The sequence below is a fragment of the Heyndrickxia shackletonii genome, from assembly GCF_001420715.1.
GTDB lineage: Bacteria > Bacillota > Bacilli > Bacillales > Bacillaceae_C > Margalitia > Margalitia shackletonii.
Window position 1 is genome coordinate 1 of sequence record NZ_LJJC01000008.1, and the last position, 1,404, is coordinate 1,404.

Below are 1,404 nucleotides of genomic sequence, written 5' to 3' on the forward strand. Positions count from 1 at the left end.
GGTACCGACCCCCGAAAGTTAGAGTAATAAATCTAACTTTCGGGGGTGTTTTTATGGCAAAATATAGTGAAGAATTCAAAATAAGGCTTGTCACCGAGTATTTAGAGGGCAATATTGGGTATGGATCATTGGCAAAAAAATATAATATGGGCAGCCAGACCTCAATACGTGAATGGGTGAATGTATATAAGTCTCAAGGGATGGATGGGTTAAATCGTAGGAAAACGAAAAAGGAGTATTCTGTTCAATTTAAAATGGATACGATACAATTTATGTTAAACACAGGTGCTTCTTATTTAGAAACTGCTGTTCATTTTAATTTGAACAACCCTTCCTTGATTATTCGCTGGACGAAAGAATTTTATGAACAAGGAGTAGAAGGCCTGATTCCAAAACCAAAGGGGCGGTCTTCTGTGTCTAAGAAACCCAATAAACAAAAGAATAAGGAAGAAAAAAAGTTAACACGTGAAGAAGAGTTGGAACGTGAGAATGAACTACTAAAGCTAGAAAATGCGTACCTAAAAAAGCTGAGAGCTTTTCGGGCAAATCAGAATGCCTTCCTCGAAAAGCACAAGCTAAATTGGCATTCGAACTCAAAGAAGAAGGATTCCGATTAAAGGATATTTTCCTTGTGGTCGGTATTCCTGAGGCAACCTATCACTATCATGTAAAAAACTTTGGGAATAAAGATACGAATAGAGAGCTAAAAGAACTCATTACCGACCTGTTTAAGAAGTTCCATGAACGTTACGGTTATAAACGCATCACAAAGGAATTAAAGAAGTTAGGACATCGTGTTAACCATAAAAAAGTGTATCGACTTATGCGAGAAATAGGATTGAAATGTGTAAAATTTATGCGGAAATCCCGTAAATACAATTCCTATAAGGGGAAGGTTGGGAAGGTAGCGAAAAACCGTTTATCCCGGCGTTTTTCCACACCTATCCCTCTTCAAAAATTAGTAACAGACATTACAGAATTCAAATGTCTAGGCGATGAGAAGTTATATTTAAATCCGATTCTTGACCTTTATAACGTAGAAATTGTTGCGTTTGAAATTAGGAAACGTCCAACGTTAGATCTTGTCATGAAACCTTTAAAAGAAACAATAGAGATATTAAAGAATCATGCGACCTATCGCACCACTATCCATTCCGATCAAGGCTGGCATTATCAACACAACCAATGGGTCAGAACGTTAAAAGAAAATAAAATATTCCAAAGCATGTCACGTAAAGCAACCTGCGCAGACAACGCTTCGATGGAGAATTTCTTCGGCATTTTAAAACAAGAAATGTATTATGGGGAGATTCTAGTAAGCTATGAAGAATTAAAAAGAAGAATAGAAGAATATATCTACTGGTATAACAATGAACGTTCAAAAGAAAAATTGGCTGGAATGAG

The 1,404-nt window shown here is 36.5% G+C and carries 2 protein-coding genes; both read left to right on the forward strand.

The genetic code is table 11. The annotated features are described in order from the left end of the window. Positions 1-53 precede the first annotated feature (53 nt). Positions 54-617, forward strand: a complete 564-nt coding sequence (locus AN964_RS21695) for a helix-turn-helix domain-containing protein (RefSeq protein ID WP_055741590.1) — start codon at positions 54-56, stop codon at positions 615-617. Next, positions 581-1,404, forward strand: an 824-nt coding sequence (locus tag AN964_RS21700) for an IS3 family transposase (protein ID WP_152982448.1), incomplete at its 3' end; no start/stop codon positions are given. The genes AN964_RS21695 and AN964_RS21700, both read left to right, overlap by 37 nt.

Coding starts and splice junctions, on each gene's coding strand:
- AN964_RS21695 (WP_055741590.1), top strand. CDS start 54: ATGGCAAAATATAGTGAAGAATTCAAAATAAGGCTTGTCACCGAGTAT.